Source organism: Thermogutta hypogea, from assembly GCF_055386265.1.
On the sequence record NZ_AP042425.1, the window covers coordinates 2,710,715 to 2,723,342 of the forward strand.

Genomic DNA, 12,628 nt, shown 5'->3' on the forward strand with positions numbered 1-12,628 from the left:
GACAACATGATGAGCAACGCCAATTCGCCCAGGTCGGTGCTTGTGAAAATCACGCTTGTAGTCTCCCATGCGTGGAATTCGCACCGGTCCACCAAGTGCTCGGAGCCTGTTCATCGCAAGCGACTCGCACGGAACGAATTGGTGCAGATTCTCGTTTAGACGATCAGCATGACCCCGACCGCTGCCCAATCTGCCGCTTTCTGAGAAGCCCGATAGCTCGTGGACAGCCGTCGCGTACACCTTTTCTCCACCATTGCGTCGGTTTCACATCCGCCGGCCAATCTCCCAGCCGGATCAAGCAGGACCTTCCGGCCGGAACCATTCGAGGCCCACCGCGCCGGCTTCTCAATTGGGCTTGAGTCCGGTGTGACTCTTTCTACCGGTTCTACCGGTTTTCAAGCGGCGTAGCGATTCGTTCCCGCTGGTTGGGACATCGGCAGCGCAACGGTTAGCACTGCGAGTGCGCCGCGCTTAAGGCTGTCCTGCAACCGTGTCTGAATGCACCTCCGCGGTACGCGTTGCAGACACGGAGCATCAGCATCCCTCCATTAGATCACGATCGCCAAGGTTCTCTCTCCGAGTCAACCTTGCGGCGCATGCTTTGCGATTGCAACGCGCTCCGAAGGATGCTGACGTGAGACCCAAACTCTTTGGAGATAGCTCTGATGCAATCCACCAAAACCAATCCCCGGCACAGGCTCCCAGTCGCGTCGCGACCTAGGCCGGCCGGTTCCGAAATGCGGGGCCGCGTGGTCGGGCCGGTAAAGCCCGCGTTCACGCTGGTCGAACTTCTCGTGGTCATCGCGATCATCGGCATACTGATCGCGCTGCTGTTGCCGGCGGTGCAAGCCGCCCGTGAAGCGGCACGGAGGGCCGCGTGCACCAACAATCTCAAACAGCTCGGTTTGGCCCTGCACAATTATCACGGCGTTTACAACGTCTTTCCCGGCTTGGGAACCACCTCGGCAACCAGCTTTTCCGTCCAAGCCAAGCTTCTGCCCTTTCTGGAACAAAAGCAGTTGCAAGATTTGATCGATTTCACGCAGCCGCTTTACGTCACCTATGGTAGGGGGCAAACCGTCCTGAATCCCGCGCAGGCCAATGCGGCTCGTACCGTCGTCTCGGTCTTCCGCTGTCCCAGCGATGGTGCGGAATCGATCTATGAGGAGAATCCCGGCTCGTTCGTGGCCGGGGGTAATTACATGGTCTGCATCGGCACCGGCACCGGTACCTTTTACGACCTCCGCTACAAGACCGACGGCACATTCTACTACGGCTCAAATCTGGGGATACGGGACATGATCGATGGTTCCAGCAATACCATGGTCATATCGGAGACGCTGCTGGGATCGCGGGAGCGGCACACGGGTGCCGTCACCGCGCGAAGCATGCGGGAAAGGCTGATCTGCTCCATGCGCGGCTCATTGAATCCTGCCCCGCAGCCCGGTCTGGCCGGTGTTGTGAATCCCAATCTCGAATCCATTACGAGCACCTGCACCAACTGGTTGGGGAATCGGGGATTCGGCTGGATTGCAGGAAGAACGACATCCACGACCTACACGGCGTATCTTCCTCCGAATGCTTCCGCCGCGGACGCCACCGCCCACGGCCTCGGCTTTATCGGAGCCAGAAGCCGCCACCCCGGCGGAGTCAACACGCTGATGGGTGACGGCAGCGTGCGATTCGTGGCAGAAACCATCAATCTCGCAACTTGGCGAGCCATGGCGACGCCGCACGGACACGAGGTCATGCAAGCACCCTAGTGCTCGCCCGATTGGGAGCCACTGTTGCCCGAGCCGGTTTTCCCATTAGGAGAAAACATTGATGAAAATTGCGACTCTCTTCGCCGCCGACAAGGCAAGTGCCCACAAACTCGCCGAAATGATCCTGCAACCATCCGAAGGCGACTTTCATGGCGCTGATGATGTGAGAGCTTTTTTCCAATGACCGCATCGTCGGCTCAAGCCGGGGCAAGCCATTCGCCTCCGGCCCAAAGCTAAGCCTCGGAGCTGATTGCTGCGCAATCAATCCGCCATGCGGTATGGGTTGGTACGGGTACGTTCGAAGAATGCGGCCGGTGGTAGGTCGTTGCGCAAGGCCCTGTCGAGGGAGTCCGTCGGGATGTTGATTCAGCTCCACCAAGCTCCGTCGTCAACTCCTGCGACCATTGGATCCCATTCGGACCTCAAGCTACGGTCGCCGAGACTCGCGCGAACCTATCACCCAGGCATTCCAAGGCAGGTAAGTACAGCGAGGTTTTCGAGGACTGACTTTTTGAAAGGACCATCTGATGAAGTTTTCACGAAGACGCGTTTTGCAAGCATTACCGGGTGTGATGCCGATCGGTGCGATTTCCCTGGCAGGCGTGAGCCGGGCACAAGAAACCGACCACTCGGAGAAAGTGGGGCTTCTCCTCATCGGTCACGGTTCGCGCTCGCCGCAATGGAACCAATCCTTCCTGGAGTTTGGTGATCGGGTGGCCAAGCCGGCGGTGGAAGAGAAGGGTTTCACGGCAGTCCGAACCGTGTTGATGGAGTTCGCCTCGCCCAGCATCGCGGATGGATTGCGTGAATTGCAAGACGCCGGTTGCGAGGCCGTCGTGGCCGTGCCTGTGTTCGTTACGGTAGGACACCACACCCTCTTCGACGTACCCGCGGCGTTGGGGATCTATTATTCCCGACATTCCGTCGAGCACTTGGCCGAAGGGGGAACCGGCATCGCAGCCCCCCGAGTCCCTATTCTGTATACCGCCGCGCTGGATGAGGGAGACCTTCTCGAGCTGTATGTACTCTCGGAAATCCGAAAGCTGTCCCAGGATCCCAAGAACGAAGGTCTGGTATTGCTGATCCATGGAGACGCCGAACAAAAGCCGCTCTTGGAGAGGCGACTGCGGAACCTCATGCTATGGTGTTGTGCACAATCGGGAATTACCTTCGCCAATCATGCCTACATCGGCGTCGGGCAAGGCTTCGAGCACCACGGATTGCCTGTCTTGATCGAGGCCGCCGAAAAGCGGTCGCGCGTCCTGGTGATCGGACTGTATGTATCGCTCAGCGCGGAATCGATTCTACGCCGAAGCGCCGCGAGTTCGCCGCGGATCCAAGAGCGTCTGAAGGACCGCGACATCGCCTTCTCTCAAGGAACTCTGCTGAATTTCCCCAAGACCGTAACCCATGTCTTGGAGATTGCAACACAAGCGGCGAACGCCCGTGCAAGCGCGCACGATCCGTCGCACCGGCATTGAAACGCCGCTCCCCAAACGAGCGCACTGGGCTCTACTGCGTTGCGCAGGCAATGTAGCGGGCTAGGACGCCCAGATTTCGTATGAACGTTTGGGTCCTGACGATCCGCCCGACCACGGCGTCGGGCGGAGCCGTTTTGAGCCGGCCTTGTTCCAGCCAACGGCCGGGTGCGTCGAGTTCTGCCATGACCCCTTGCGCCTCCGCCGCCGCCGAGGGCGACCAACGCGGCGGAGCGGTGTGTTGCTCCATCGTCGGCCGCGGGCCGCCTTGGATCGCTTGCGTGTATTCCCGCTCGATGGCCGCAAGCTGACTCCCCACCTTGAACGCGTAGTGCGTGGGCGTGTCGCGATCGCTGTAGGTCAATCGGTAATCCGAGGTGAAGAAGAGCGGCCGGTTGGTCTTCAGCTCGTAGAAACGGGCTAGGCTGCCGTCCGGTAGGGTGGAGCGGCGCAAGTAGTCCAAGGCGGCGGGAATGGCGGATAGGAAGCGAGGATCCCCAGTCTCGTGAAAGAGCACGATTAACGTCCGCATCGCGCCCTGGGACTCGCCGCCCGTGATAGCCGGGGGTTCGAACTTGCGTGCCCAACAGGGCTGCATCCGCGCGTCGTACTGTTGGGCCCAGGCGGGCTGAGGCTCCGGCATGTGGGCCTTGAGCAGGAACTCTCCGGCCTGACGCGCAGCCGCCCCATAGCTTGCATCTCCATAGATGCGCCAGGCTAAAAGCAAGGTCTTCAGCGTGTCGGCGTGCGCATTGTCGTTGAGCGTATAACAATCTTGGTACGAGGTCCCCGGCCATTCCCGCGACCAAGCCTCGGGATAAGAAGCCGGCACGTCCGGGTAGTCTTCGGGCCGCGGCGGCGTGGAAAACCGCTGGGGCCAACCGCCGTTGGGACGTTGGACTTTGAGCAAGGCCGCCAGACCGTACATCACGGCCTCATGCACCGCCGCATCGCTCATCGCGGTTTCCCGATCGTACTCCATCAGGAATCGCAAGGCCGACTGCGTGGTGTCATCATCGAGGGTGGATGTATCGGCGGCACAATCACCGCCCGCCGGAGCCGTTCGGTAGCGGTAACGCACCCGCGCTTGCGGGTCGAACTCGATTCGGTAGTCCCATCCGCCGGAAACGAGTTGGCCTTTCACCAGGGCTTGGGCCGTTCGCTCGGCCGCGCGAAGGCACACGTCCTCGCGAGTCCAACGATAAGCCTGGAGCAGGGACATTCCCACACTGGGAGTGCCGGGCGGTTGCACCCAAGCAGTCAGCGGCCCGGCCTTGCCCTCGCCTTCCCGCAGGCTGAGGTCCTCGGAATAGGCCCAGAGGTAGCCTCCTTCCACCGCGACCTCTTCGTCGAAGAACCGCACGGCCCTCCGGAGCGCTGCCCGAGCCTCATCGACGGAGGGAGCCTTGCCCGCCGCGATTTCCTCGGCCCAAGCGCACCTGGCTCCACCCACCCATCCGGCCGTTAAGACCACGTTTTGGCAAAACGTTCGGCGATCCATGGAAACACATCTCTCTTTCAGCTCGGCGCTTGCCGGACGCAGGCGTCGCGCGAACCGCTCTTGCCGCTCATTGAAGCTGATCGAAGCTGACAGCCTCGCCACCATTGCGCGTCAGCATCGCTCGCACGGTTTCCACCGGCGTGGAGTAGGGTAGGAAGCGGACGCTCCCGTCTGCAAACAACACATTGATTCCGAAGGGATGGCCGCGACGATGCTTCGGCTGACGGAACCAGGCTAGGAACTCTTCCACCGTGATATCTCGCGGCTCCGCCCAGCGTATTTCCGAATCCGGCCAGTCGACGCAGAGAATGGTATTGCTCAAACCATCGGTGATGTCGCCGAAAGAGACGATCTGATCCGGATCCGCGATCATACCCGGACCCACGACCCGGACGTAGTTCGTGCGTACCAGAGGCCCTTCGACCGAAGGGCAGTTGTATTCGGGCACGACCGTATTCACGACCAACGCGTTGTCGGGTGCGTCCCAGGGTTGGCTCCGGTCGTAACGCTCCAAGAGTGCCTGCTGGTCCAAGTACGGCAAAATCAAGGTTCGCCAACTGGTAACCGCCGGATCATCGGCGGCCGCCGGCGGAAAGCAATCGAACTCGTCGTGGTAAATCTGCATGGCCAGGCCGATCTGTTTCATGTGATTGAGGCACTGACCACGCCTCGCGGCTTCTCGGGCCGCCTGCACGGCGGGGAGCAGCAAGGCGATCAAAATGCCGATCATGGCCACGAGGACCATGGTCCCGGCCAGGACCACCGCCAGGATCACGACCCAGAAGGTCCGTCTTCGAGGAGAATCCGCATAGGCCGGCGTAAAACCTGCCCCGCCGGGCACTTGGACGGGTTGCCCGCACCTGCCGCAGCGACCGGTCGTCCCGGCGTATTGATCGGCGGCTTCCATGGAGTTACCGCAATGGGGGCAAAAGAACTTGACGACCATCGCCGATCCTCCCGTACTGTGACCTCATCCGAAAGCGCGACCGGCCGACCGTGGGTCGCTCTCCGCGGCCTACGGCGGCGGCGTTCATCCGAGTACGATTCAACGATAGCGATGAACGGCTCGGCGAATCTCTCGCGCCGTCTCTTCCTTCTTCAAGACTTCGCGCTTGTCGTGGAGCTTGCGGCCGCGACAAAGCCCTAGCAGCACCTTCGCTTTACCCCGCTTGAAATACATGCGCAGCGGGATCAGGGTCATCCCCTTTTGCGCGGCCTGCGCGGCGAAACGCTTGATTTCCCGGCGATGCAGCAAGAGCTTGCGCGGTCGCTTCGGCTGATGATTGAACTGGTTGGCCTCTTTGTACTCGGGGATATCGCAATTGAAAAGCCAGACCTCGCCGTCCTTGATCCTGGCATACGATTCCTCCAAGGAGGCCTTGCCGCAACGCAGGCTTTTGACCTCGCTGCCCAACAGGGCCATGCCGCACTCCAGCGTCGCCAGCACGTCGAAATTGTGCTGCGCCTTGCGGTTCCGGCAAATCAACCGCTCGTTGTCGTGCTCGGCGTCGGTCGGTTTGCGATTCTTGGCGTTCATCGATCCGTCAGGAGAGGACTTCTGCCTTGGAGCCGGGGGAACCGCCCGTCGCCCTCCGGTCGGCATGTCATGTTCGGCGTTCCATCCGCAGCATCTCGCGCAAATATTCACCATAACTGTTTTTGTAGGCCGCCGCGAGTCGCTCCACCTGGGCCGCGTCGATGAATCCCTTGCGATACGCGACCTCCTCCAAGCAGGCGATTTTGAGTCCTTGCCGATGCTCGATGGTCTCCACGAAAGTCGAAGCCTCCAGCAGCGATTCGTGCGTTCCGGTGTCCAACCAGGCGAATCCGCGGCCGAGAAGCTCCACGTGGAGCTTGCCTCGCCGCAGATAGATGTCGTTGACGTCGGTGATTTCCAGCTCGCCGCGTGCGCTGGGCTTGAGGTTCGCGGCGATTTCCACGACCTGATTGTCGTAGAAATAGAGGCCGGTGACGGCGTAGTTGGAAGGCGGGTCCTTGGGCTTTTCGACGATCCGCACGGGCCGCCCCCCCGCGTCCAACTCCACGACGCCGTAGCGCTGCGGATCACGGACCGGGTAGGCGAAGACCGTGGCTCCTTCCGCTCGCGACGCCGCGCGGATCAACATCCCTTGGAATCCCTGCCCGTAAAAGATGTTATCCCCCAACACCAACGCCACGTGATCCCCGGCGACGAAGTCCCGCCCGATGATGAACGCTTGGGCCAATCCCTCCGGCTTGGGCTGCACGGCATATCGAATCGAAATGCCGAGTTGCGAACCGTCGCTCAACAGTCGTTCAAAGAGGCCGATGTCCTCCGGCGTGGAGATCAGGAGTACGTCGCGGATCCCCGCCAGCATCAACGTGGACAGGGGATAATAGACCATGGGCTTGTCGTAAATGGGCAAGAGCTGCTTACTCACCGCCCGCGTCAAGGGATGGAGCCTTGTGCCCGCCCCGCCCGCCAAAACAATACCCTTGGTACACATCACGGCCACTTTAGTCGGCTCCTACGGAAGAGATGGGATGGACCGATCGGCAAAGAGGGACGCCTCGCCTGTTTGCGGCGGAACGGCCGCAAACGTCCCTGCCCCCAGCGAAATGATAGCACAAAGGGGCATGCCAAGCAGCCGCGCGGAAGCCCCACCGCTAGGGAATGCCCCGCACGAGCCAGGGACCGATCAGCCGGGTCAAGAACACGGGCAATCGCCGCCATGCGGCGATGAGAAGGCGGTACTTGCCGCTTTCCGGACGCATATCGGAGATCTCTCCCCGGCGCACATAGTACTGCCAAACGGCGGGAAACTCGCAAGCTCCCCACTGCCGCTTGAAACGATGTGTGGGACCGCCCACGGTGCTCCGCCCAAAATCGAAAACCGTCTGTCCCCGCTCGATCGCTCGACGCAGCAGGTGCCAATACATGAACATGTTGGCATTGGTCCAATGGAAGGGTCGGAGCGACGAGGCGCTGGGAACCTCCGTGACTCCTCGGCCGTGCAAAAGCAATCCGCATGCCAGCGCCCGGCCTTCGTGCCGGACGACGCACAGCTCGGCCTCGCCCGGAAAACGCCGCAGGATGCCGGCGAAGAGCGAGCGCGGATAGACGGGCGTCCCTAAATCGCGCATGTTGCGGCAAAACACCGCGTAAAACTCCCGCAATAGCGGTTCCCCGCCCCAGTCAACGGTCAACCCCAGCTTCTCGCCTTTGCGTACTTGATTTCGGACCTTAGGCGAAAAGGCCTTCCACAGGGCGTCCGCGGAGCCGGGCAACTCCAGCCGCATGTGAACCTTGCTCGTCAGCCGAGCAGAAAGAGCAGGATGCTCCACCGCCTGTTCATGCCGCAGCTCGAGATAGCGAACACCCAAGGAATCGGCCAAGTTCACCGCCTGATCGATGAGACGAGCCGTCGCCCCCCGTTCTCCCAACACCCCGCCGTAATTGACGTAGGGAAGGCCGACCAAGAATCGGCCGAAGATCGGTCCGCGCACCAACGCCAAGGGCAAGACTGCGCTCCACGGCGGGCTCGAATCCCCTTGCCGAACGCCGGTAAGATCCGCGGTCGATACGGCAAGACAGAACGGCCGATGGCCCAACGAGGCGTGAAGTATCCCCAGCCATGCGGGATGCCGCGAGAGCAGGACCTCGTCCGACATCCGGAAGAACCGCTCCATCTCCGGAGCCGCCGCGATCGGATCGAGGGAAATTACGGCTGGAGGATCGGCGGCATCCGGCATGGTCCGCCCTCACGCTTTGGGTGCGGATGAAAAAGCGGGCAGGCCCGGTAGAACCGGCGGGAGGCCGGCAATCCTAAAAAGAAGCGATGTCCCGGCAAAGCCGTGCCTCAAAGAGCGCGTACGCGGAAGTGTTCGGGAGGACGCGGCCCCTTTTCGTGACGCGCTGCCGCCGACAATCGCCCCAGATGGAGACCCGAGCCTGTACTTTCCCGAATCCACCCAGACACCGACCGCAGCGCCGATGCGAACGGTCACTTCTTGCGGTGCCGAATCTTGGCCCGCATCCTTCGTTTCTTGCTCCCGATCTTCCTGCGACCTTTTCCCGTCTGTTTTACACCCACGGAACGCTCCGAAATCCAGGATCCCGAACTATTGGAAAACCGACCACTCTTCGCGCACAATGAGAGGCTGACGCCTCGTGGAAACGAATCTCAAGGCGGATTGAGCAAGGGGAAGACCCAACATCCACCTTGAAGCGGCACCCCCGGCCCGGGTGAAAAAATAACGAGCCGAAGTGTTGAGTATACCACTTGCGGCTGGGGATGGGCAAGTGGCCGCGTTGTACGGTCTGCGGCTGGATTGATCGGCCAGGACGCCAATGCGGGCGGCGGACGGCGGGGAGCGACCCCGGCCGCCCGGAGCCATTCCCGGCACGTCGTCTGCATTTGCCCGCGACCCAGGCCGCAATCCACCGATCGCGAGGCAGGGATGCGGACAACCACCGGATGTCCCCGGAAGCCTACGAGCCAAACGGCATACGACAATTTCCGTCTTGAGGCAACTGCTCCGTGTACGGAACAACGAAAGGAAATATAATGTTAGAGGGCAGTCAAGCGGGCCGGCCGTGGGCAAACCGCTATCGCAGAATCTTGGAGGTCAGAATGAACCGGCCCATCCGCCGGGGGCGGCAGTTGCGCCCCGCACGTCGCGGTTTCACGCTCGTCGAAATCCTGCTCGCCACGGTAATCGCCCTCATCATGCTGGGGGCGGTGGTGACGGTCTTCGCCTCCGTCATGCAGAGCATGACCCAGACGCGGGCCGTTCTGGAAACGGCCGACCGCCTTCGGTCCGCCGCCGAACTCTTGCGTTCCGACCTCCGCGGGCTGACGGTGATCCCCGTCCCGCCGCGAGATCCGGCCCATAACGAGGGGTATCTCGAATACACGGAGGGGCCGACGGGCCAGGCCGGCGCAGCGCCGATCGCCGTGAACTTGGACGACCTCGATCCCAACGGTCTGCCGTGGCCGGATTCCACGGTGGGCGACCTCGACGACATGCTGATGCTGACCGCCAGGGCCGCCGATCGTCCGTTCGTCGGCCGGTGCCGCAACAACTTTACGAACACGGTCATTACGGTCGAATCCGATGTGGCCGAGATCGCGTGGTTCGTGCGAGGGAACCGCCTCTACCGGCGCCAACGACTGGTGGCGCCGAAAACGGCAAGCGTGGCGGACCAGAACGGGAACGGCTTTTTGGATCCCGGCGAATGGGGCGACGCACCGCAAAACTTCCATCGCTACTTCGACGTCGCCTTGCATCCGCAAGTGCTGGCCAACGGAGGCGTGGGTTGGACATTTTCCACCCTGGGCGATCTCACAAAACCCGAGAATCGTTACGCCCATCAGATCGGCAGTCCCACCTCTGCCGGCGCCTATCCCTTTCATCCGCACCGCATCGGTTGGCTTCCGCTCGGCTTGCCCACCCTGGCGGAGAGTGCATCGGCCGGCATGGCGACCACGTGGCTGGCGTCGGGTATTTTGCCTTCGCAAACCTTGAACCTCCGCCCTGCGCCGAACCACGTCTTCGACGCCTGGACGAACCCCTACCCCGCCGTGGAGATCGACGAGAGGACCGGCTTGCTGCGAAACGTGGGACAACTCTATCGAGAAGCCGAGGATCTCGTGCTCACCAACGTTCTGTCGTTTGACGTTAAGATTTGGGACCCCGCGGCGCCCCTCAACGTGGTGAACAGCGATGTCGTCAAGCCGGGCGATCCGGGCTACCCGCTCCCCCCGCCCGGTCCCGCCGCGACCGTGCCGCGCGGTGCGTTCGTGGACTTGAACTATGCCGGAGCCCCGGGCATCTCGGCATTTTCCGGTCCCGGCGACTCCGAGTTTCTAGCCCGATGGAACTGGGCACCCGGTCAAAGCTGCGTGTACGACACCTGGTCCAACCATTACGAGCGAGACGGTCTGGATCAGGACGGCGTCTTCGGCCCGGATCAGGGAACGGACGGTTTCGACTACAATTACGACGGCCGCGTCGACAACATTGTCGAACGGGAGGCTCCCGCTCCTTACAGCGAGCCTTGTCGCGGGCTGCAAATCGTGATTCGCGTCTTCGAGCCTGACAGTCGCCAGATTCGGCAGGTCACCGTGGTCCAAGACCTCTTGCCGAAATGAAGCACCCCTGCCGCGACGCTGCTTGAATGCTCACCCCGCCGCGTCTTGATGCGATGGCATGGAACGATCTTACGCTCGGGCACGCGTGTCGGATTCGCGCGTAGGCCCCCCAAGCTCCCTACGGCTGCTCCGCCGGCAATCCTGCGGCTTTGCTGTCCGGCGTCATCAAGTGCTGGTAAACCGAATAGTCGACGTCGTCCGTGATAAAATCCACATGTCCGTCACAGAAGACCACGTTGACGCCGCCCGGGTGATTACTCGAGGGTCGAGGAAGCGGCCCAGTGTTATCCTTGCAGCGGTTGATATGCCCGCACGCCCCCGGCGACGCCAGCCACCACAGGCCGACCTCGGCTTCTAAGGTCACCGGAGCGCCGGAACTGAATCGCATCCAACTTCCCGCCTGGAGGTTTTCGCTCGCCATGATCGTCCGCTGGGCACCGTCCGGAATACGATCCGTCCTGACTTTGATCTGTTGAGCCACCGGAATATCGTTCGCATCGTGATTGAAGAAGACGCCGTAAGCGGAATCTTCGGGATGCGGGCTACCGCTAGGAATGGGATTCGGCATGGTCGTCCCGTCTTCGATACCGCAATTGACGGCATAACCCAACGCGGCGTATTGGCCGGGCCGGGGATTGCTCGGGCAAACCAACTCGGCGATTTGAAAACCGCTGGTGGCGGGATCGGGAAACCCGGACGCCGGTGCGAAATCGCCCACGCGGACCAGCCGCCACATGTCTTGCCGCCCGATGTTGGGCAAAAGCACGGCCGCCCAACTCAACCCCGGCACCGCGCTGAAACTGTTCTTGTAGCCGGGCAGAAAGCCCTTTTCCGACTCGTACGTCAGGCAGGCCTTGCCGATTTCGCCGAGGCGGTTCTGGCACTGGGCCGATCGTGCCCGCTCCCGCGACCCTACGATCGCCGGCAACAGCAATGCGACCAGGATGGAGATGATCACCACAACGACGAGCAACTCGACGAGCGTAAACGCTTGACGACGCGAACGGGCCATGATCCCATACTCCTTTCCCACTCATCGCCGGCCCGGCGAGGTCCTCGCACGAGGATCCGAGGCTTGCCCCTCTAGATTGTATTGTGACAACCCGGTGATCGGGAATCCAGGAATCCGTCCGGTTATTGCAACATTTTTTCGCCGGCTTCTCCCGACACGCCGCGCCGCAGCCGTTGGATCGTCAGCGCCGGATCGCAGGCCGCGGTAAGAATTCGGCGGCATCGGCAACAGCCGATTCGGTTTCCCCCGGCACGTGCCGTGCGGCCGTTTCCCTGTTCGGCCGCGAATTCGTGAAAAGGCCGCCGACTGGAAGCTGCCCCGTTTGGCCGGCCTCAGGGAACGCCGTCTCTCCATCTCACCGTAAGTCGCAACATCGACGCGACGTTAATACAAGAATACACGCCGAACCATGCCCCCATGGGGTACCGCGGCTTGACGTCCCGGAGGAACGGGATACATTAAGATTATCCGCACTCGATCCGACGAGGAGCGGCCGGTTATTGTGCGCGGGAATGGCGGAATTGGCAGACGCGCTAGGTTGAGGGCCTAGTGGCCGCAAGGCCGTGGAGGTTCAAGTCCTCTTTCCCGCACTCCCGGCGTCGGCCTTGCGCGCCCTTGCCCCCTTAGCTCAGCCCGGCAGAGCAGCTGACTCTTAATCAGCGGGTCGTAGGTTCAAATCCTACAGGGGGCACCTTGGAGTCCGCTTTTCTCAGCAGCGTGAATCGCGCGGGGACGGTTGA

Annotated in this window: 10 protein-coding genes and 2 tRNA genes; 6 read left to right on the forward strand and 6 right to left on the reverse strand. The window is 61.8% G+C overall.

Annotated features, from left to right (window positions below; genetic code table 11):
- The first annotated feature begins 665 nt into the window (after window positions 1-665).
- The 3 genes from ACZ5B4_RS09750 (at window position 666) to ACZ5B4_RS09760 (ending at window position 3,244) form a co-directional block, all read left to right on the forward strand.
- The gene (locus ACZ5B4_RS09750; RefSeq protein ID WP_464911037.1) at window positions 666-1,763 is read left to right on the forward strand and encodes a DUF1559 domain-containing protein; all 1,098 of its coding nucleotides are present in this window, start codon (window positions 666-668) and stop codon (window positions 1,761-1,763) included.
- A 61-nt stretch (window positions 1,764-1,824) separates the two neighbouring features.
- Window positions 1,825-1,947, forward strand: coding sequence for a hypothetical protein (locus ACZ5B4_RS09755; RefSeq protein ID WP_464911038.1), 123 nt, complete (start codon window positions 1,825-1,827; stop codon window positions 1,945-1,947).
- Window positions 1,948-2,290: 343 nt separating this feature from the next.
- Entirely contained in the window at window positions 2,291-3,244 is a 954-nt protein-coding gene (locus ACZ5B4_RS09760; protein ID WP_464911039.1) for a sirohydrochlorin chelatase, read from the forward strand.
- Between the two features lie 31 nt (window positions 3,245-3,275).
- On the opposite strand, the gene ACZ5B4_RS09765 is transcribed toward ACZ5B4_RS09760, so the two are convergent.
- The 5 genes from ACZ5B4_RS09765 to ACZ5B4_RS09785 all read right to left on the reverse strand — a co-directional run bounded on the left by ACZ5B4_RS09765 (window position 3,276) and on the right by ACZ5B4_RS09785 (window position 8,474).
- Window positions 3,276-4,742 (reverse strand): pectate lyase, encoded by a 1,467-nt coding sequence (locus ACZ5B4_RS09765; protein ID WP_464911040.1) that lies wholly within the window; start codon window positions 4,740-4,742, stop codon window positions 3,276-3,278.
- 67 nt (window positions 4,743-4,809) lie between these two features.
- Window positions 4,810-5,688 carry a DUF1559 domain-containing protein gene (locus ACZ5B4_RS09770; protein WP_464911041.1) on the reverse strand — a complete coding sequence of 293 codons (879 nt, stop codon included), beginning with the start codon at window positions 5,686-5,688 and terminating at the stop codon, window positions 4,810-4,812.
- 99 nt (window positions 5,689-5,787) lie between these two features.
- Window positions 5,788-6,279 (reverse strand): SsrA-binding protein SmpB, encoded by a 492-nt coding sequence (gene smpB, locus ACZ5B4_RS09775; RefSeq protein ID WP_464911042.1) that lies wholly within the window; start codon window positions 6,277-6,279, stop codon window positions 5,788-5,790.
- Window positions 6,280-6,346: 67 nt separating this feature from the next.
- Window positions 6,347-7,228 (reverse strand): glucose-1-phosphate thymidylyltransferase RfbA, encoded by an 882-nt coding sequence (gene rfbA / locus ACZ5B4_RS09780; protein WP_464914014.1) that lies wholly within the window; start codon window positions 7,226-7,228, stop codon window positions 6,347-6,349.
- A gap of 160 nt (window positions 7,229-7,388) precedes the next feature.
- A complete protein-coding gene (locus tag ACZ5B4_RS09785; protein ID WP_464911043.1) occupies window positions 7,389-8,474 on the reverse strand; it encodes a FemAB family XrtA/PEP-CTERM system-associated protein in 1,086 nt (361 codons plus the stop codon).
- 881 nt (window positions 8,475-9,355) lie between these two features.
- Between ACZ5B4_RS09785 and ACZ5B4_RS09790 the strand changes: the two genes are divergently transcribed.
- Window positions 9,356-10,876, forward strand: a complete 1,521-nt coding sequence (locus ACZ5B4_RS09790) for a PulJ/GspJ family protein (protein ID WP_464911044.1) — start codon at window positions 9,356-9,358, stop codon at window positions 10,874-10,876.
- A gap of 118 nt (window positions 10,877-10,994) precedes the next feature.
- On the opposite strand, the gene ACZ5B4_RS09795 is transcribed toward ACZ5B4_RS09790, so the two are convergent.
- The gene (locus ACZ5B4_RS09795) at window positions 10,995-11,888 is read right to left on the reverse strand and encodes a DUF1559 family PulG-like putative transporter (protein WP_464911045.1); all 894 of its coding nucleotides are present in this window, start codon (window positions 11,886-11,888) and stop codon (window positions 10,995-10,997) included.
- A 506-nt stretch (window positions 11,889-12,394) separates the two neighbouring features.
- Between ACZ5B4_RS09795 and ACZ5B4_RS09800 the strand changes: the two genes are divergently transcribed.
- Both ACZ5B4_RS09800 and ACZ5B4_RS09805 read left to right on the forward strand, forming a co-directional pair.
- Window positions 12,395-12,478, forward strand: a tRNA-Leu gene (locus ACZ5B4_RS09800).
- Window positions 12,479-12,505: 27 nt separating this feature from the next.
- Window positions 12,506-12,579 (forward strand) — tRNA-Lys (locus ACZ5B4_RS09805).
- Window positions 12,580-12,628: the final 49 nt, after the last annotated feature.